The sequence below is a fragment of the Streptomyces sp. NPDC031064 genome (assembly GCF_055570965.1).
Map to the genome: position 1 here is coordinate 725,162 of NZ_JBVIGF010000003.1, position 19,152 is coordinate 744,313.

General features: G+C 71.6%; 13 protein-coding genes and 1 pseudogene. 11 read left to right on the forward strand and 3 right to left on the reverse strand.

Going from position 1 to position 19,152, the window contains the following annotated elements:
• Window positions 1–106: 106 nt before the first annotated feature.
• Window positions 107–3,103 carry an excinuclease ABC subunit UvrA gene (gene uvrA, locus ACZ46W_RS14330; RefSeq protein WP_468336455.1) on the forward strand — a complete coding sequence of 999 codons (2,997 nt, stop codon included), beginning with the start codon at window positions 107–109 and terminating at the stop codon, window positions 3,101–3,103.
• 370 nt (window positions 3,104–3,473) lie between these two features.
• Here uvrA and ACZ46W_RS14335 read toward each other — a convergent pair whose 3' ends face one another.
• Together ACZ46W_RS14335 and ACZ46W_RS14340 are read right to left on the reverse strand one after the other, a co-directional pair.
• A complete protein-coding gene (locus ACZ46W_RS14335; protein WP_468337035.1) occupies window positions 3,474–3,857 on the reverse strand; it encodes a DUF4180 domain-containing protein in 384 nt (127 codons plus the stop codon).
• Window positions 3,858–4,745: pseudogene (locus ACZ46W_RS14340) on the reverse strand (carbohydrate kinase family protein); the annotation flags it as partial. It lies immediately after the preceding gene.
• Window positions 4,746–4,868: 123 nt separating this feature from the next.
• On the opposite strand from ACZ46W_RS14340, the gene ACZ46W_RS14345 reads away from it, so the two are divergent.
• Window positions 4,869–5,297, forward strand: coding sequence for a Rieske (2Fe-2S) protein (locus ACZ46W_RS14345; RefSeq protein WP_468336458.1), 429 nt, complete (start codon window positions 4,869–4,871; stop codon window positions 5,295–5,297).
• 71 nt (window positions 5,298–5,368) lie between these two features.
• Here ACZ46W_RS14345 and ACZ46W_RS14350 read toward each other — a convergent pair whose 3' ends face one another.
• Window positions 5,369–6,298 (reverse strand): hypothetical protein, encoded by a 930-nt coding sequence (locus tag ACZ46W_RS14350; RefSeq protein ID WP_468336461.1) that lies wholly within the window; start codon window positions 6,296–6,298, stop codon window positions 5,369–5,371.
• A gap of 224 nt (window positions 6,299–6,522) precedes the next feature.
• Here ACZ46W_RS14350 and ACZ46W_RS14355 point away from each other — a divergent pair, with 224 nt between their 5' ends.
• The 9 genes from ACZ46W_RS14355 (at window position 6,523) to ACZ46W_RS14395 (ending at window position 19,152) form a co-directional block, all read left to right on the forward strand.
• Complete coding sequence (locus ACZ46W_RS14355; RefSeq protein WP_468336464.1) at window positions 6,523–7,134, forward strand: papain-like cysteine protease family protein; 612 nt, start codon at window positions 6,523–6,525, stop codon at window positions 7,132–7,134.
• A 5-nt stretch (window positions 7,135–7,139) separates the two neighbouring features.
• On the forward strand, window positions 7,140–7,928 hold the full coding sequence (locus tag ACZ46W_RS14360; RefSeq protein WP_468336467.1) for a hypothetical protein: 789 nt from the start codon (window positions 7,140–7,142) through the stop codon (window positions 7,926–7,928).
• Between the two features lie 268 nt (window positions 7,929–8,196).
• Window positions 8,197–10,194: an excinuclease ABC subunit UvrC gene (gene uvrC / locus ACZ46W_RS14365; protein ID WP_468336470.1), complete on the forward strand. Its 1,998-nt coding sequence runs from the start codon at window positions 8,197–8,199 to the stop codon at window positions 10,192–10,194.
• Window positions 10,187–11,155: an RNase adapter RapZ gene (gene rapZ / locus ACZ46W_RS14370; protein WP_468336473.1), complete on the forward strand. Its 969-nt coding sequence runs from the start codon at window positions 10,187–10,189 to the stop codon at window positions 11,153–11,155. Before uvrC ends, rapZ begins: the two co-directional genes overlap by 8 nt.
• On the forward strand, window positions 11,152–12,174 hold the full coding sequence (locus ACZ46W_RS14375) for a gluconeogenesis factor YvcK family protein (RefSeq protein WP_468336476.1): 1,023 nt from the start codon (window positions 11,152–11,154) through the stop codon (window positions 12,172–12,174). Before rapZ ends, ACZ46W_RS14375 begins: the two co-directional genes overlap by 4 nt.
• Window positions 12,165–13,154, forward strand: coding sequence for a DNA-binding protein WhiA (gene whiA, locus ACZ46W_RS14380; RefSeq protein WP_366130084.1), 990 nt, complete (start codon window positions 12,165–12,167; stop codon window positions 13,152–13,154). Before ACZ46W_RS14375 ends, whiA begins: the two co-directional genes overlap by 10 nt.
• A gap of 420 nt (window positions 13,155–13,574) precedes the next feature.
• The gene (locus ACZ46W_RS14385; RefSeq protein ID WP_468336479.1) at window positions 13,575–16,541 is read left to right on the forward strand and encodes a M14 family metallopeptidase; all 2,967 of its coding nucleotides are present in this window, start codon (window positions 13,575–13,577) and stop codon (window positions 16,539–16,541) included.
• A 271-nt stretch (window positions 16,542–16,812) separates the two neighbouring features.
• The gene (gene gap / locus ACZ46W_RS14390) at window positions 16,813–17,817 is read left to right on the forward strand and encodes a type I glyceraldehyde-3-phosphate dehydrogenase (RefSeq protein WP_366130082.1); all 1,005 of its coding nucleotides are present in this window, start codon (window positions 16,813–16,815) and stop codon (window positions 17,815–17,817) included.
• Window positions 17,818–17,940: 123 nt separating this feature from the next.
• Window positions 17,941–19,152 carry a phosphoglycerate kinase gene (locus ACZ46W_RS14395; protein ID WP_468336482.1) on the forward strand — a complete coding sequence of 404 codons (1,212 nt, stop codon included), beginning with the start codon at window positions 17,941–17,943 and terminating at the stop codon, window positions 19,150–19,152.

The window sequence follows — 19,152 nt, forward strand, 5'->3', positions numbered from 1 at the left end:
CATCCTTGAAAGTCAGGCATCCATCCATTTGGCGGCCCCCCGTAGGCTTGAACAGTCTGGGACGGGGGCTGTGCCCCCGCTTCTCTCAAGAAAGGTGCGGACCGGCGTGGCCGACCGTCTCATCGTCCGTGGCGCGCGCGAGCACAATCTGAAGAACGTCTCGCTCGACCTCCCGCGCGACTCCCTCATCGTTTTCACCGGGCTCTCGGGGTCGGGCAAGTCCTCCCTCGCGTTCGACACGATCTTCGCCGAGGGGCAGCGCCGGTACGTCGAGTCGCTCTCCTCCTACGCCCGGCAGTTCCTCGGCCAGATGGACAAGCCGGACGTCGACTTCATCGAGGGACTCTCCCCGGCCGTCTCGATCGACCAGAAGTCGACCTCGCGCAACCCGCGCTCCACGGTCGGCACCATCACCGAGGTCTACGACTACCTGCGTCTGCTCTTCGCGCGCATCGGCAAGCCGCACTGCCCCGAGTGCCGCCGGCCCATCTCGCGCCAGTCGCCGCAGGCCATCGTCGACAAGGTGCTGGAGCTGCCCGAGGGCAGCCGCTTCCAGGTCCTGTCGCCGCTGGTGCGCGAGCGCAAGGGCGAGTTCGTCGACCTCTTCGCCGACCTCCAGACCAAGGGCTACAGCCGGGCCCGGGTGGACGGGAAGACCATCCAGCTCGCCGAGCCGCCCACACTGAAGAAGCAGGAGAAGCACACCATCGAGGTGGTCGTCGACCGCCTCACGGTCAAGGACAGCGCCAAGCGGCGGCTGACCGACTCCGTCGAGACCGCGCTGGGCCTGTCCGGCGGCATGGTCGTGCTCGACTTCGTCGACCTCCCCGAGGACGACCCCGAGCGCGAGCGGATGTACTCGGAGCACCTGTACTGCCCGTACGACGACCTGTCCTTCGAGGAGCTGGAGCCCCGCTCCTTCTCCTTCAACTCGCCCTTCGGCGCCTGCCCCGAGTGCACCGGCATCGGCACGCGCATGGAGGTCGACCCCGAGCTGGTGGTCCCCGACGAGGAGCGGTCCCTCGACGATGGCGCGATCCACCCCTGGTCGCACGGCCACACCAAGGAGTACTTCGGGCGGTTGATCGGCGGGCTCTCCCAGGCCCTCGGCTTCCGTACCGACATCCCCTGGGCCGGGCTTCCCGCCCGCGCCAAGAAGGCGCTGCTGTACGGGCACAAGACCCAGGTCGAGGTGCGCTACCGCAACCGGTACGGCCGGGAGCGGGCGTACACCACACCCGCCTTCGAAGGTGCCGTCTCCTTCGTCAAGCGGCGCCACAGCGAGGCCGAGAGCGACTCCAGCAGGGAGCGCTTCGAGGGCTACATGCGCGAGGTGCCCTGCCCGACGTGTGAGGGCACCAGGCTCAAGCCGATCGTCCTCGCGGTCACGGTCATGGAGAAGTCCATCGCGGAGGTCTCCGCGATGTCCATCAGCGAGTGCGCGGACTTCCTCGGCGAGCTGAAGCTGAACGCCCGCGACAAGAAGATCGCCGAGCGGGTGCTCAAGGAGGTCAACGAACGGCTGCGCTTCCTGGTCGACGTCGGCCTGGACTACCTGTCACTGAACCGCGCGGCCGGCACGCTCTCCGGCGGCGAGGCCCAGCGCATCCGGCTCGCCACCCAGATCGGCTCCGGCCTGGTGGGCGTGCTGTACGTCCTGGACGAGCCGTCCATCGGCCTGCACCAGCGCGACAACCACCGGCTCATCGAGACCCTGGTACGGCTGCGCGACATGGGCAACACCCTGATCGTCGTCGAGCACGACGAGGACACCATCAAGGTGGCCGACTGGGTCGTCGACATCGGCCCCGGCGCGGGTGAGCACGGCGGCAAGGTCGTGCACTCGGGCCCGTTGAAGGAGCTTTTGGCCAACAAGGACTCCATGACCGGGCAGTACCTGGCCGGGAAGCGGTCCATCCCGGTGCCGGACGTCCGCCGCCCGGTGGACCCGGCACGGCGGCTGACCGTGCACGGCGCCCGGGAGAACAACCTGCGGGACATCGACGTCTCCTTCCCGCTCGGCGTCCTCACGGCGGTCACCGGGGTGTCCGGCTCCGGCAAGTCGACGCTGGTCAACGACATCCTCTACACGCACCTGGCGCGCGAGCTCAACGGCGCCAAGTCCGTGCCCGGGCGGCACACGCGCGTGGACGGCGACGACCTCGTCGACAAGGTCGTCCACGTCGACCAGTCGCCCATCGGCCGCACGCCGCGCTCCAACCCGGCGACGTACACCGGTGTCTTCGACCACGTCCGCAAGCTGTTCGCCGAGACGATGGAGGCGAAGGTCCGCGGCTACCTGCCGGGCCGGTTCTCCTTCAACGTCAAGGGCGGCCGCTGCGAGAACTGCGCCGGTGACGGCACCATCAAGATCGAGATGAACTTCCTGCCGGACGTGTACGTCCCGTGCGAGGTCTGCCACGGGGCGCGCTACAACCGGGAGACCCTGGACGTCCACTACAAGGGCAAGTCCATCGCCGAGGTGCTGGACATGCCGATCGAGGAGGCCCTGGAGTTCTTCGAGGCCGTTCCGACGATCGCGCGCCACCTGCGCACCCTGACCGAGGTCGGCCTTGGGTACGTCCGGCTCGGCCAGCCCGCCCCGACGCTCTCCGGTGGCGAGGCGCAGCGCGTGAAGCTGGCGTCCGAGCTCCAGAAGCGGTCGACGGGCCGCACGGTGTACGTCCTGGACGAGCCGACCACTGGTCTGCACTTCGAGGACATCTCGAAGCTGATCAACGTCCTGTCCAACCTCGTCGACAAGGGCAACTCGGTGATCGTCATCGAGCACAACCTGGACGTCATCAAGACGGCCGACTGGGTCGTCGACATGGGCCCCGAGGGCGGCAGCGGCGGCGGCCTGGTCGTCGCCGAGGGCACGCCCGAGCAGGTCGCGGGCGTCCCTGCCAGCCACACCGGCAAGTTCCTCCGGGACATCCTCGGCGCGGACCGCGTCAGCGACGCCGCACCGGCGGTACCGGCGGCGCGGAAGCGGACGGCCACGAGGAAGACGGTCTCGGCGGCGGACGGGGTGCCGCGCAAGACGGCCACGGTGAAGACGACCAAGCCGAAGAAGCGTACGGCCAGGTCCACCACGTCCTGACGGACGTCCTGGCCGGGGCGCCCTCGCCGGGACGTCCAGCCCGGACAGCCTGGTCGGGCGGGGGCGTCCTGATCGGGACATCCCGGCCGGGACGGCCTGGTCGGGACGCCGTGGACCGGGCGGCCGTGAACCGGGGCGCCGTGGGCCGGGACGGCCGTGGACCGGGGCGCCCTCGCCGGGACGTCCCGGCCACGGCTCGGGTACGCGGCCGGGCGGACGCGGCGCGGTACGGGCCGGGCGCCCCGGCGCGGTACGGACACCGGGGGCTCGGCCCGGCTGTTCGGCGGGTGCGTCCCGGCGAACAGCCGGTACGGGCTCGGGCGGCCCTCAGTGGCGGCCCCGGGTGAGCCGTTCCGTGCCAGGCACCGGCTCAGTCCTGGGGGAGCCGGGGGTTCAGGCGGGACGCGAGCGCGGGGATCGTGTCGGCGAACCAGAGCTGGGTACCCCGGTTGGCTTCGCGGACGAAGTCGCGCAGTGACGTGCAGCCCGCGACGTGGTGGGAGACGTCACCGACGATCGCCAGCCGCGTCCGGTAGTCGGCGAACTTCCGGACCACCTCGCCGGCCAGGCCGGTGCGGAGCGAGAAGAAGTCCTCGCCGAGCCGACCCACCGGTACGACGACCAGCTCCGCGCCCTGGCCCATCGCCTCGTCGATCAGGTCGAGGGCGGCCTGCCGGGTCGCCAGCGGCGGGCCGTCCGGTGCGCAGACCAGCGCGGGTACGCCGTGCAGCGGCACCACGGTGTCGGCCGTCACGAGCTCCGCGGCGTACGGGGGCTCCGCGCCCGGGCGGGAGCAGGTGATCGCCGCCGCGCGGGCGGCGAAGGTCAGCAGGTCCGCCCAGGCCGGGGCGTCCAGCGCGGAGAGCGGCCGGTCGCCCAGGCCGTGCAGCAGCGCCGCGTTCACCGTGTCGCCCGCCCCGATGGTGTCGGCGACCGCCACCGGGGCCCCGGGCACCGAGACGGTCAGGTCGCCCGTGAAGACCGTCAGCCCGTCCCCGCCCCGGGTCAGCACCACCGCCGACGGCCCCTTCGCCAGCCACTCCTCCGGCGAACCGCCCAGCCACCGCGCGTCCTCCTTGGACAGCTTCAGCAGCGAAACGTACGGCAGCCAGCCCGCGAAACGCGCCCGGTAGGCATCCGCGTCCGGGATCAGGCCCGGCCGGACGTTCGGGTCCAGCAGCGTGAGCACCCCGCGCTCCGCCTCCCGCCGCAGCAGCGCCTCGTACGCGCTCGCGCCCGGTTCCAGGACCAGCGAGCACGTCCCGAAGGCGATGGCCCGTACCGCCTCCGGCAGGTGCCCGGGCAGCTCGAAGAGCCGGTCGGCCGTGCCCTCCGCGTAGAAGGAGTAGCCCGCCGAACCGTCCGCCCCGACCGACGCCACCGCCAGCGTCGTCGGCTCGGGACCGCGCTGCACGAGGCCGGTCGCGACGTCCGCGGCCCGCAGTCCCGCGAGCAGCGCCTCGCCGAACGCGTCCGTGGAGACCCGCGAGCAGAAGGCGGCCTCGGCGCCGAGCCGGCCCAGCGCCACCGCCGTGTTGTACGGGCCGCCGCCCCGTCGCGGCACCAGGGCCGACAGTGGCCCGCTGCCCGGCGGAGCGTCGGGAACGAGGTCGATCAGGGACTCTCCCGCGGCGACGATCATGAGCCCGAACGTAACCCATCGCCTCCGCCCACGACAGCCCCCGAACCCGGGCGAAGGGCCACCGATCTACCCCGGTATCGTCGGTTCCGTCGCCCGCTACCCCCAGTCCACCGTGGAGCCCCCATGCCCGGCCAGCCGACCGCCCGCCGTACCGTGCTGAAAGGCGCCGCCCTCGCCGGTGCCGCCGGCCTCGGCGCGGCCGCCTGCTCCACCGAGTCGAAGCTCGGCCACGCCAAGACCCCCACCCCGACCGCCCCCGTGGACCTGGGCGCGGCGGACGCGGTGCCGGTCGGCGGCGCCAAGCTCTACCGCGAGCAGCGCCTGGTGGTGAGCTGCCCCGCCAAGGGCCAGTACAAGGCGTTCAGCGCCCAGTGCACGCACGCGGGGTGCGTCTTCGACAAGGTCGAGGGCACCGAGGGCAACTGCCCCTGCCACGGCAGCCGTTTCGACGTCACGACCGGCCAGCCGCTCAAGGGCCCGGCGACGGCCGCCCTGCCCGAGGTCCCGGTCAAGGTCACCGACGGCAAGCTCGTCGCGGGCCCCGACGCGTAGGACGGCGTGAACCCGGCGCGTAAAGCCGCGTAAAACGGCGCGAACCCGGCGCGTAAAACGGCGTAAAGGGATCACTCCCAGTCCCAGTCGATCCCCAGGATCCCTGGCCGGACCCCCTGCTCCACGAAGTGGACCGTGCGGTGCCGCCCGCTCAGCGTGAGGTCGCTGCGGGCACCGCGCGGCGCGCCCGCCGACGTCTGGGCGAAGCGCCGGCACCGTACCGGCAGGGCGTTCTCGTGGAACCGCACCTGAAGGACGTACTGCCCGCCCGCGAAGCTGAAGCCGCGGACGTACTCGCCGCTCACCCCGCCGGTGCCGTCCTCGAAGCCGTATCCGAAGAAGTACGTCTCGCCCGCCCGCAGCCGTGCGTCGAACAGCAGCTCCGCGACCACCACCCCGGTCTCGGCGTGCCGCCGTACGCGCCCCGTACGGCAGTTCTCGCCCGCTCGTACGACCACCCGCTCCGGGTCGCAGCCGGGGTCCCCGTGGTGGATGGCGAGGTAGCGGTCGACGCCGTCCCGGTGGGCCCGAACGACCTGCTGCGAGTCCCGGCCGACCAGCTCCCGCACCGCCCCTATCCGTACCCGTTCCTGGTGCCCCACCGTGTGCAGCCCGCCGTCCGCCGGCGCCTCCAGCTCCGCGATCAACTGCTCCACCACGCCGGACGCCTCCACCAGCGACCGGTAGGAACGCCCCGCGGGCCGGGTCGTCGCCGTTCCCTCCGCGACCGGGTCGCCGAGCAGCCGGATCAGGGACTCGCCGGGGAGCTGGAGCAGCTCCTCCAGGGCTCGCACCGCCTTGAGCGACTCCGGCCGCTGCGGCCGGCGGGCGCCCTGCTGCCAGTAGCAGAGGCTGGTGACCCCGACTTTGATGCCGCGGTGGGCCAGATGGTGCTGGACCCGCTGGAGCGGCAGCCCGCGCACCGCCAGGGCCGCGCGCAGTGCCAGGTGGAAGGGGCCGGTGTGCAGGATCTGCGCCAGATCGGTCTCGGTGTGTGCCATGGGGAGTCCTCAGTGAACGTTCACGACGGGGCGGTGCGACTCCGGGCCGGTGGTGACGGGCGGGCTGGTGGGGGCGGGGATCCGTTCACTCGTCAACCAGTGGCGTTCACAGCGCGGTGTCACCCCGCATTGAAGCGTGTTGACCTGCCCTCGACAACGATCGATGCTCCCAGCAGCGTCCGGACGCGATCCTCCCTCCCCACATCCCCAGCCGGAGGAACGCGATGCGCAACCCGAACAACCCCCCAGGAAAGGCAAGACAGTTCGTCCTGGCGGCGCTCCTTGCCGCCACCACCACCGTCCTCTCCCTCCCGGTGACCGCCGCCACCGCTCAGGAGAACCCCGCGACGGCGCTCGCCGCCAAGCGCCTGAACATCACCATGCAGGCACAAGCGAAGACCAACTGGTGCTGGGCCGCCGGCGGCAACACCATCGCCGCCTGGTTCGGCCGTTCGTACTCACAGAACCAGTTCTGCAACGCCGCCTTCAACCGGCAGCAGGGCACCGACTGCCCCAACTGGCAGGCCACGCTCGGCAACGTACAGACCGGGCTGCGCTGGGCCGGCATCAACCCGGGCTCGTACGTCGACGGCTGGCTGCGCTACTCGACCGTGCAGACCGAGGTCAACGCCAACCGCCCCGTCGAGACCCGCATCCAGTGGTCGAGCGGCGGTGGCCACATGCATGTGATCTACGGGTACGACGACGCCAACAACTGGGTGTACTGGGGCGATCCATGGCCCTCCAGCGACCGCTACAACTGGGCGTCGCACGCCTGGTACGTCGACAACCACTCCTTCTCGTGGACCCACTCGCTCTACCGGATAGGGGCGTGAGACCGATGACCCGAGGTCGTGTCACGGCAGCCGCCGCACTCGCCCCCGCACTGCTGCTCCTCGCCGCCCCCACCGCCACCGCCGCCGACACCCCCGGCGCGGCGGTGACCGCCCCCGCCACGCTCGACACGCTGTCGCGGTTCTTCGCCCGCGACGGTGCCGTGGCGCGGTCCGCCGCGCAGCCCCGTGTCGAGGGTTCCACCGTTCCCGTACGCGTCCTGTCGCCCGACTTCGTGGCGGGCAGGCCGGGGGCGGCGGTGGCGAGGGTCGAGTTCCACGCCGCCGGAGCGGTCTCCTCGGACGGACAGAAGGCGTCCGTGTGGACCGCCCGCCAGGGCGCCAAGGGATGGCAGGTCGTGAACATCGCGACCGGCGACGACGAGATCCGGTACGCGCGCGAGGGCGCCCGTAGGCTGCCCGGCGGGACGGTCTTCCGCGAACCCCAGATCGACGCCTGGTACGTCCACAAGGGCACCAAGGTGCTCCCGCTGGACGAGGACGCCACGCGCGCGGTGGGCGCGAACGGCACCACGCTCGCCGCCTACCAGGACCGGGTCGCGGCGGCGTACGGGGACAAGCTCCCCGGCATGGCGTACGCCCGCAAGGGCGCCGCCGGCGGATACGGAGTCCCCGCCTCCACCGCTCCCGCCTCCACCGCCCCCGCCTCCGCCCCCGCCTCCGCCTCCGCCTCCGCGGGGCCGGCCGTTCCCGTCGCCCCCGTGGCGGCAGCCGCACTCGCCGGCCTCGCCCTGGCGGGCTTGGCCACCGCCCGTACGCGCCGCCGCCGTACCTGACCGCCCCACCCCGGGGCGCCGGCCGCCGGGATGCCGCCCCGCACCGGGCGTCCCGCACCCCGGCCGCGGTACCGCCCGCACCCCGGCCCGGTACCCCGGGCCGGGTACCGCCCGGGCCCCCGGGTACCGCCCGGGCCCGCCCCGGGCACCGCCCGGGCCCGGCGGGCGTCGTGGAGCGCTTCCGTCCCCACCGGAGGCGCTCCACGGACGTTCCGGGGACGCCTCGGCGACACCCGTGGTGTCAGTGGACGCCAGTAGGGTGTGAGACATGGCAGACCCCTCCAGCTACCGCCCCAAGCCGGGACAGATCCCCGACTCGCCGGGGGTCTACAAATTCCGTGACGAGCACCGCCGGGTGATCTACGTCGGGAAGGCGAAGTCCCTGCGCCAGCGGCTCGCCAACTACTTCCAGGACCTGGCGGGCCTGCACCCGCGCACGCGCACGATGGTCACCACGGCCGCCTCCGTCGAGTGGACCGTGGTCTCCACCGAGGTCGAGGCGCTCCAGTTGGAGTACTCGTGGATCAAGGAGTTCGACCCGCGGTTCAACGTCAAGTACCGCGACGACAAGAGCTATCCGTACCTGGCCGTCACCCTCAATGAGGACTTCCCGCGCGTGCAGGTCATGCGCGGCCAGAAGAAGAAGGGCGTGCGGTACTTCGGGCCGTACAGCCACGCCTGGGCCATTCGCGACACGGTCGACCTGCTGCTGCGAGTCTTCCCCGTGCGCACGTGCTCGGCCGGGGTGTTCAAGAACGCCGAGCGCACCGGCCGCCCCTGCCTGCTCGGGTACATCGGCAAGTGCTCGGCGCCGTGCGTGGGCCGGGTGGACCCGGAGGAGCACCGGGAACTGGCCGAGGAGTTCTGCGACTTCATGGCCGGCCGCACCGGCACGTACATCCGCCGCCTGGAGAAGGACATGATGCTGGCGGCCGAGGACATGGAGTACGAGAAGGCGGCCCGGCTCCGGGACGACATAGAGGCCCTCAAGCGGGCCATGGAGAAGAGCGCCGTCGTCCTCGCCGACGCCACCGACGCCGACCTGATCGCCGTCGCCGAGGACGAGCTGGAAGCCGCCGTGCAGATCTTCCACGTCCGCGGCGGCCGGGTGCGCGGGCAGCGCGGCTGGGTCACCGACAAGGTGGAGGCCGTCGACACGGCGGGCCTCGTCGAGCACGCGCTCCAGCAGTTGTACGGGGAGGAGAGCGGCGACGCCGTCCCCAAGGAGGTCCTCGTCCCGGCGCTCCCCGAGGACCTGGACGCCATCACGCAGTGGCTCAGCACCCGGCGCGGGTCGAACGTCTCCCTGCGCATCCCGCAGCGCGGTGACAAGAAGGCGCTGATGGAGACCGTGGGCCGCAACGCCCAGCAGGCCCTGGTGCTGCACAAGACCAAGCGCGCCAGCGACCTGACCACCCGCTCGCGCGCGCTGGAGGAGATCGCCGAGGCCCTGGACCTGGAGACGGCGCCGCTGCGCATCGAGTGCTTCGACATCTCCCACCTCCAGGGTGAGGACGTCGTCGCCTCCATGGTCGTCTTCGAGGACGGGCTGCCCCGCAAGAGCGAGTACCGCCGCTTCCAGATCAAGGGCTTCGAGGGTCAGGACGACGTCCGCTCCATGCACGAGGTGATCAGCCGCCGCTTCAAGCGGTACCTCGCCGAGAAGGAGAAGACCGGCGAGTGGGCCCTGGAGGAGACCGACGGCGAGGTCCCGGCCCAAACGACGGAGGACGACGGCCGGCCGAAGAAGTTCGCGTACCCGCCGCAGCTCGTCGTGGTCGACGGCGGACAGCCGCAGGTCGCCGCCGCCCGGCGGGCCCTGGACGAGCTGGGGATCGACGACATCGCCGTCTGCGGCCTCGCCAAGCGCCTGGAGGAGGTCTGGCTGCCCGGCGACGACGACCCCGTCGTCCTGCCCCGCTCCAGCGAGGGGCTGTACCTCCTCCAGCGGGTCCGTGACACGGCTCACGACTTCGCCATCCGTTACCAGCGCACCAAGCGCCACAAGCGGATACGGACCAGCCCGCTGGACGCGGTCCCGGGCCTGGGCGACACCCGCAAGCAGGCCTTGATCAAACACTTCGGCTCGGTGAAGCGGCTGCGGCAGGCGACAATCGAGCAGATCTGCGAGGTGCCGGGGTTCGGCCGGAAGACCGCCGAAGCCGTGGCCGTGGCCCTCGCCCAGGCGGCTCCGGCCGCTCCCGCCGTGAACACGGCGACAGGAGAGATCATGGAAGACGACGACGGGGGAACCGGAAATGACTGAGCACCACCCGACGGCGGAACCAGAGCCGACAGCGCGAGAAGACGGAGCAGCACACGTGAGTACGGGCACGACGATCGAGGCGGGAGAGGCCGCCGAGGCGGCCATCCCCGAGCTGGTGATCATCTCCGGCATGTCCGGCGCCGGTCGCAGCACCGCCGCCAAGTGCCTGGAGGACCTCGGCTGGTTCGTCGTCGACAACCTGCCGCCCGCGCTGATCCCCACCATGGTGGAGCTCGGCGCCCGTTCCCAGGGCAATGTGGCGCGCATCGCCGTCGTCGTCGACGTGCGCGGCCGCCAGTTCTTCGAGAGCCTCCGCGAGTCGCTCGCGGTCCTCGACGCCAAGCAGGTCACCCGCCGGATCGTCTTCCTGGAGTCGTCCGACGAGGCGCTGGTCCGCCGCTTCGAGTCGGTGCGCCGCCCGCACCCCCTCCAGGGCGACGGCCGGATCGTCGACGGCATCGCCGCCGAGCGCGACCTGCTGCGCGAGCTGCGCGGCGACGCCGACCTGGTGATCGACACCTCCAGCCTCAACGTCCACGAGCTGCGGGCCAAGATGGACGCCCAGTTCGCCGGGGACGAGGAGCCGGAGCTGCGCGCCACCGTCATGTCGTTCGGGTACAAGTACGGCCTGCCCGTCGACGCCGACCTGGTGGTGGACTGCCGCTTCCTGCCCAACCCGCACTGGGTGCCGGAGCTGCGCCCGTTCACCGGCCTCAACGAGGAGGTGTCGGGCTACGTCTTCAACCAGCCGGGCGCCAAGGAGTTCCTCGACCGGTACACCGAGCTGCTCCAGCTCATCTCCACCGGCTACCGCCGCGAGGGCAAGCGGTACGTGACCATCGCCGTCGGCTGCACGGGCGGCAAGCACCGCTCCGTGGCCATGTCGGAGAAGCTCGCCGCCCGGCTCGCCTCGGAAGGGGTCGAGACCGTCGTCGTCCACCGGGACATGGGGCGCGAGTGAGGCAGTACCGTCGGCGTACGCGGTCGCTGTCCGTCCGTACGCTCCGCAGACGCGGCGCCCAGCCCAAGGTCGTCGCCCTCGGCGGCGGCATGGGCCTGTCCGCGTCCCTCGCCGCGCTGCGCCGCATCACCGGCGACCTGACCGCCGTGGTCACGGTCGCCGACGACGGCGGGTCCAGCGGCCGCCTCCGCGAGGAGCTCGGCGTGCTGCCGCCCGGGGACCTGCGCAAGGCCCTGGCGGCGCTGTGCGGCGACGACGACTGGGGCCAGACGTGGGCCCGCGTCATCCAGCACCGGTTCCAGTCCAAGGGCGACCTGCACGAGCACGCGGTCGGCAACCTGCTGATCGTCGCCCTGTGGGAGCAGCTCGGCGACCACGTCCAGGCGCTGGACCTGGTCGGCAGGCTGCTGGGCGCGCACGGCCGGGTGCTGCCCATGTCGGCCGTGCCGCTGGAGCTCCAGGCCCTGGTCAAGGGCCATGACCCCGAGCGCCCGGACGACGTGGACACCGTGCGTGGCCAGGCGACCGTGGCGCTCACGCCCGGCGAGGTGCAGTCCGTGCACCTCGTGCCGAACGACCCGCCGGCCGTGCCCGAGGCGGTCGCGGCCGTGCTGGACGCCGACTGGGTGGTGCTCGGCCCCGGCTCCTGGTTCTCCTCGGTCATCCCGCACCTGCTGGTGCCCGAGCTGCTGGAGGCCCTCGTCGAGACCAAGGCGCGCCGGGTCCTGTCGCTGAACCTCGCGCCGCAGCCGGGAGAAACCGAGGGCTTCTCCCCGCAGCGTCATTTGGAGGTTTTGGGGCGACACGCCCCTAAACTCGCCCTGGACGTGGTGCTGGCCGACGAGGCCGCCGTGCCCGACCGCGAGTCCCTCGCAGACGCCGCCAAGCGGCTCGGTGCCGCGGTCGAGCTGGCCCCGGTGGCCAGGAAGGACGGCTCGCCGAAGCACGACCCGGAGCTGCTGGCCGCCGCGTACGACCGTATTTTTCGGATGCATGGAAGGATCGGCCCATGGCGATGACGGCAGCGGTGAAGGACGAGATCTCCCGGCTCCCCGTCACCCGGACCTGCTGCAGAAAGGCGGAGGTCTCGTCGATCCTGCGGTTCGCCGGCGGGCTGCACCTGGTCAGCGGGCGGATCGTGATCGAGGCGGAGCTGGACACCGCGATGGCGGCGCGCCGCCTGAAGCGGGACATCGCGGAGATCTTCGGGCACAACTCCGAACTGATCGTGATGGCGCCGGGCGGGCTGCGGCGCGGCTCGCGCTTCGTCGTCCGCGTGGTGGCGGGCGGCGACCAGTTGGCCCGCCAGACCGGGCTGGTCGACGGCCGGGGCCGGCCGATCCGGGGCCTGCCGCCGCAGGTGGTCTCCGGGGCCACCTGTGACGCCGAGGCCGCCTGGCGCGGGGCCTTCCTGGCGCACGGTTCGCTGACCGAGCCGGGCCGCTCCTCCTCCCTGGAGGTCACCTGCCCGGGCCCGGAGGCCGCCCTCGCGCTGGTCGGTGCCGCACGGCGGCTGTCCATCGCCGCCAAGGCCCGCGAGGTGCGGGGCGTGGACCGGGTGGTGGTACGGGACGGTGACGCGATCGGCGCGCTGCTGACCCGGCTGGGGGCGCACGAGTCGGTGCTGGCCTGGGAGGAGCGGCGGATGCGCCGCGAGGTCCGCGCCACGGCGAACCGGCTGGCCAACTTCGACGACGCCAACCTCCGCCGCTCGGCGCGCGCCGCGGTCGCGGCCGGCGCCCGGGTGCAGCGCGCCCTGGAAATCCTCGGCGAGGAGGTCCCCGAGCACCTGGCGGCGGCCGGCCGGCTGCGCATGGAGCACAAGCAGGCCTCCCTGGAGGAGCTCGGCGCCCTCGCCGACCCGCCGCTGACCAAGGACGCGGTCGCCGGCCGCATCCGCCGCCTGCTGGCCATGGCCGACAAGCGGGCCCAGGACCTGGGCATCCCCGGTACGGAGTCCAACCTCACGGAGGAGATGGCCGACGGCCTCGTCGGCTGACCCCCCGCCCCACGTGCACGCCGCCGCCCCACCCGGGCGGCGGCTGCGTCCCCACGCGGCCCGCACCCGCCCCGGCACCGGCCCGCACGGCCCGGCACCGCACCCCCGCCCCTGCTCCCGGCCCGGCCCGGCCCGGGACCGCACCCGCACGCGGCACGGGCCCGCACCCGCCTTCCGGCCCCGGCACCGCACCCCGCCCCTGCCTCCGGCCCGGCACAGGACCGCACCCGCACCGGCCCCGCCAGCGGCACGGGACCGCGCCCGCCCCCAACCGGGAACCGCACCGCCCGCGGCCTGGAACCGCCCCGCCCACCCCGCAGCACCCCGGCCACGGCCGGCGACGCGGTATTGACATGATCATGAGGTGTCACAAGCCTGGCGCCTGTCCACTTCCGTGGCAGACAACAGCAAGGGGGGCACATGAGACGTAGAGCGAGATCGATCCTCGCCGCGGCTTCACTGCTGATGGCCGGACTGGCGGCGGCACCCGTCGCCGGGGCGGAGCAGAAGGACGGGCAGGGCACCGGGGGCGGCGGCGACAGCCTCTCCGTATGGCACGCGAAGGTCGGCAAGGAGCAGATCCCGCTCCTGCTCGACGCCGGTACCGACGGCCATGAGCTGAGCGAGCGGATTCCCGAAAAGGGCACCGCCACCGTCGAGTTGTACCTCACCCAGCGGCAGGCGGAGGCGCTGCGGGACAGGGGAGTCGCCGTCACCGAGCACGACCTCACCCAGGCCGCCGAGAAGCGTGTCGCCGCCGCCGGTGACGGCGTGTTCCGGCCGTACGGCGGCAAGGGCGGGCTCAAGGAGGAGATCCTGGCGACCGCCCGGGCCAACCCGGCCCTCACCAAGGTCGTCAGCATCGGTAAGACGATCAAGGGCCAGGACATCCTCGCCCTCAAGCTCTCCAAGGGCGCCAAGAAGTACAGGGACGGCACCAAGCCCGCCACCCTGTACCTGTCCAACCAGCACGCCCGCGAGTGGATCACGCCCGAGATGAACCGGCGGCTGCTCCACCACTACCTCGCCGGGTACGGCAAGGACCCGCGTATCACGAAGATCGTCGACACCACCGAGCTGTGGTTCGTGCTCTCCGCCAACCCCGACGGCTACGACCACACCCACGCCGCCCCCGCCAACCGCCAGTGGCGCAAGAACCTGCGCGACAACAACGGTGACGGGAAGATCGCCCCCGGCGACGGCGTCGACCTCAACCGCAACTTCTCCTACAAGTGGGGCTACGACAACGAGGGCTCGTCCCCCGACCCCGCCGACGAGACCTACCGCGGCACCGGCCCGATGTCCGAGCCCGAGACGAAGGCGCTGGACGCGTTCCAGAAGCGGATCGGATTCCAGTACGGCATCAACTACCACTCCGCCGCCCAGCTCATCCTCTACGGCGTCGGCTGGCAGGTCGCCACCGACACCCCCGACGACGTCCCGCTCAAGGCGCTGGCCGGGACCCCGGCCAAGTCCGCGGTCCCCGGCTACCGCCCGCAGGTCTCCTCGGAGCTCTACACCACCAACGGCGAAGCCGACGGACACGCGGCCAACGTCAACGGCATGCAGATGTTCACCCCGGAGATGTCGACCTGTGCCACCGCTTCCCGCGTCGATCCGAACGACGCCTGGGAACCGGCCGACTGCGCATCCATCTTCACCTTCCCCGACGACGAGAAGCTGATCCAGCAGGAGTTCGCCAAGAACGTCCCGTTCGCGCTCGCCGTCGCCGAGTCCGCCGCCCGCCCCGACGACCCCGTCTCCCCGGTCGGCGCCGACGCCCCCGCCTTCGTCCCCGACGCCTTCGCCACGTCGTACGCGTACGACGGGGACGACCAGGAAGTCGCCGTCACCGCCCGCAAGTCGCTGCGCGACAAGGAGCTGAGGTACCGCGTCAACGGCGGCCGGACGCACGACCAGCGCCTGAAGGCGTGGGAGGGCGGCGAGACCTACGGCGGCGAGGACAACCTCTACTACGACGAGTACCGCGCCGAGGTCCAGGACGGCGAACCCGGCGACACCGTCGAAGTCTGGTTCACCGGCCGCACCCGCGACGGCAAGCGCGTGTCCTCGACCCCCTTCACCTACACGATCGCGGAACGTCCGCGAGGCGACACGCTCGTCCTCGCCGAGGAGGGCGGCACCACACCGGCGCGGCACACCGCCGCGTACACCAAGGCGCTGAAGGACAACGGGCGCAAGGCCGCCGTCTGGGACGTCGCCACCCAGGGCGCACCGCATCCGCTCGGCGTGCTCGGCCACTTCGGCACCGTCGTCTGGTACACCGGCGCCGACCGGCCCTCCGGGCCCACCACGCTCGCCGTACGGGAGTACCTCAACGAGGGCGGCAAGCTGATCAACGCCGGTGAGCACTCCGGCGGGCTCGTCGACATCGGCCGTGCCGACTCCGACGACTTCGCCCAGTACTACCTCGGCGCCCACCGCCGCACCGGGATGGCGTCGCCCGGCTCCTTCGCGGGCACGGGCCGCTTCGCCGGTGCGGGGGCGTCCCTCGGCGACGCGGCCGGCAACCCGCTCGACAGCGCCGGCGCCTACACCGTCACCTCCGACACCCTCGACCCCAAGGCGTTCCCGCAGTTCCGCAGCGCCGCCGCGGGCGACTACCCCGGCGTACGCACGCCCTTCGAACCGTACGAGGGCGAGTCCTTCGCCGCCGCCCGGCACGTCGACAACGCCTGGATGCGGCTCACCAGGACCGTCGACCTGACCGGCACGGACCCCTCGGCGAAGCCCACCCTCCGGTTCCGGCTCAGCCACGACATCGAGCCCGGCTACGACAACGTGGTGGTCGAGGCGCACACCGTGGGCCAGGACGACTGGACGACCCTGCCCGACGCCCACGGCCGCTCCTCCAGCGAGGTTCCGACCGACTGCGCCGAGGGCTTCTACATCGGTGGGCACCCCTTCCTGGCGCACTACCTCACCGACGGCGAGGGCGGCTGCACCGCCACCGGCACCACCGGTGCGTGGCACGCCTTCACCGGCACCTCGGGCGGCTGGCAGCCCGTCGCGGTCGACCTGAGCGCGTACGCGGGCAAGCGGGTCGAGCTGTCCATCTCCTACATCTCCGACTCCGGGGTGGGGGAGACGGGCGTCTTCGTCGACGAGACGCAACTGGTCGTCGGCGGCACGGCACGGGACAGCGAGGGCTTCGAGACCTCACTCGGCGCCTGGAGCGTGGCCGGCCCGCCGGCCGGCAGCCCGGGCAACGCCACCGACTGGTCGCGGTCGCCCGCCCTATACCACTCCCGGGCCGCCGTCACCACCCGCGACACCGTGCTCCTCGGGTTCGGCCTGGAGCACGTACCCGATTCCGTTCAGCGCAAGCGGCTGCTCGGCACGGCGCTCGGAGCACTCCGTCGCTGACGAACGCACTGTGTCGCTGACGAGCGCATTCCGTCGCTGACGAGCGCACCCGTGCACCGACGAGCGCTCCCCGCTGACGCTCGGTAGCCGGACGAACGCCCCGGTGGACCGTACTGTCCAGTAGGACAGGGGTTCCGGTTCACCGGGCTCGTCCGGGTGCGCTAGATGTCACTCCGCCGCCTGGAGGGAGGTAGGGTCGTAAGCGGTCGGGGACATCCCAATACATCTCGCCGGCGTCGAAACCCGGCGTACCTAACGAGGAGATCGGTTCGTGACGATCCGCGTAGGCATCAACGGCTTTGGCCGCATCGGTCGTAACTACTTCCGCGCGCTGCTGGAGCAGGGTGCAGACATCGAGATCGTGGCTGTCAACGACCTGGGCGACACCGCGACCACGGCACACCTCCTGAAGTACGACACGATTCTGGGCCGTCTCAAGGCCGAGGTCAGCCACACCGCCGACACCATCACGGTCGACGGCCACACCATCAAGGTGCTCTCCGAGCGCAACCCGGCCGACATCCCGTGGGGCGAGCTGGGCGTCGACATCGTCATCGAGTCGACCGGCATCTTCACCAAGAAGGCCGACGCCGAGAAGCACATCGCCGGTGGCGCGAAGAAGGTCCTCATCTCGGCTCCGGCCACCGACGAGGACATCACCATCGTCATGGGTGTCAACCAGGACAAGTACGACGCGGCCAACCACCACGTCATCTCCAACGCCTCCTGCACCACCAACTGCGTGGCGCCGATGGCCAAGGTCCTCGACGAGAACTTCGGCATCGTCAAGGGCATGATGACGACGGTCCACGCCTACACCAACGACCAGCGCATCCTGGACTTCCCGCACAAGGACCTGCGCCGCGCCCGCGCCGCCGCGGAGAACATCATTCCGACGTCGACGGGTGCCGCCAAGGCCACGGCTCTGGTCCTCCCGCAGCTCAAGGGCAAGCTGGACGGCATCGCCATGCGCGTCCCGGTCCCCACCGGCTCGGTCACCGACCTCGTCCTGGAGCTGGACCGCGAGGTCACCAAGGACGAGATCAACACCGCGTTCCAGAAGGCCGCCGAGGGGCAGCTCAAGGGCATCCTGGAGTACACCGAGGACCCGATCGTCTCCTCGGACATCGTCAACTGGCCGGCCTCCTGCACCTTCGACTCGAAGCTCACGATGGTCCAGGGCAAGCAGGTCAAGGTCGTCGGCTGGTACGACAATGAGTGGGGCTACTCCAACCGCCTCGTGGACCTCACCGTGTTCGTCGGCGGCCAGCTCTAAGCAGTTGGGCGGCGAGGGCACAAGGGTAGGCACCTCGATGTGAGCACAGGGCTCGGGCAGCGCAACGCCGCGCTGTACGAGCCCTGTCGCTTGCGTCGGTTCTTCCAAGGAGCAACAGGACAGATGAAGACGATCGACGAACTCCTCCGTCAAGGGGTCGAAGGCAAGCGCGTATTCGTCCGCGCGGACCTCAACGTGCCGCAGGACGGCACGACCATCACCGACGACGGCCGCATCCGCGCCGTCCTGCCGACCGTCAAGGCGCTGACCGAAGCCGGTGCCAAGGTCGTCGTGGCCTCGCACCTCGGCCGCCCCAAGGGCGAGCCGGACCCCGCGTACACGCTGCGGTTCGCCGCCTCCCGGCTCGGCGAGCTGCTCGGCCGGCCCGTCGCCTTCGCCGGCGACACCATCGGCTCCGAGGCCCACGCCGCCGTCGCGGGGCTGGAGAACGGCCAGGTCGCCGTCCTGGAGAACCTCCGCTTCCACCCCGGCGAGACCTCCAAGGACCCCGCCGAGCGCGCCGAGCTGGCCGCCCGCCTCGCCGCCTTCGCGGACGTGTACGTGGGCGACGGCTTCGGTGCCGTGCACCGCCAGCACGCCTCCGTGTTCGAGCTGCCGCGCCTGATGCCGAAGTACGCCGGCTACCTGATCGCCACCGAGGTCGGCGTCCTCAAGAAGCTCTCCGACGACGTCAAGCGCCCCTATGTCGTCGTGCTGGGCGGCGCCAAGGTCTCCGACAAGCTGGGCGTCATCGACCACCTGCTGGAGAAGGCCGACCGCATCCTCATCGGCGGCGGCATGGCGTACACCTTCCTCAAGGCCAAGGGCCACGAGGTCGGCATCTCGCTGCTCCAGGAGGACCAGATCCCGGCCTGCCTGGAGTACCTGGCCAGGGCCGAGAAGAAGGGCGTGGAGTTCGTGCTCCCCGTCGACGTGCTGGTCTCGGCCGACTTCCCGGACCTGAAGACCAAGGCCCCGGCCAACCCGACCCTGGTCGCCTCGACCGCCATCCCGGCCGACCAGGAGGGTCTGGACATCGGTCCCGAGACCCGCAAGCTGTACGCATCGAAGCTCGCCGACGCGGCCACCGTCTTCTGGAACGGCCCCATGGGCGTCTTCGAGCACCCCGACTACGCCGAGGGCACCAAGGCCGTCGCCCAGGCGCTCGTCGACTCCCCGGCCTTCACGGTCGTCGGCGGTGGCGACTCCGCCGCGGCCGTCCGGATCCTGGGATTCGACGAGGACGCATTCGGCCACATCTCGACCGGCGGCGGCGCGAGCCTCGAATACCTCGAAGGCAAGACGCTTCCCGGCCTCGCCGCACTGGAGGACTGA